The organism is Bradyrhizobium cosmicum (genome assembly GCF_032290525.1).
Lineage (GTDB): Bacteria > Pseudomonadota > Alphaproteobacteria > Rhizobiales > Xanthobacteraceae > Bradyrhizobium > Bradyrhizobium cosmicum_A.
Map to the genome: position 1 here is coordinate 1 of NZ_JASXTA010000658.1, position 230 is coordinate 230.

The 230-nt window shown below is 60.4% G+C and carries 1 protein-coding gene; it reads left to right on the forward strand.

What is annotated here, in order from left to right:
- Nucleotides 1-20 precede the first annotated feature (20 nt).
- On the forward strand, nucleotides 21-230 hold a 210-nt coding region (locus QSV46_RS41250), incomplete at its 3' end, for a hypothetical protein (RefSeq protein WP_314964579.1).

The window sequence follows — 230 nt, forward strand, 5'->3', positions numbered from 1 at the left end:
GCGTTTCGATGGCAATCGCCATGGAAGCCACCCAAGCGTTGGAAACACAAATGATCCTGATGCTGGCCGACGAGAATCATTTGATTCGAGCCGAGGCTGCGCGCGCACTCTCCGGCTGCGATTCGGCCAGGTCGCGAGATGCGCTCCGGCAGGCTCTGCTCGACCGCAGTGTGGTCGTCCAAAAGTCCGCCGAGCAAAGCCTACATCTGCTAGATCGCAGGGAATGGCCG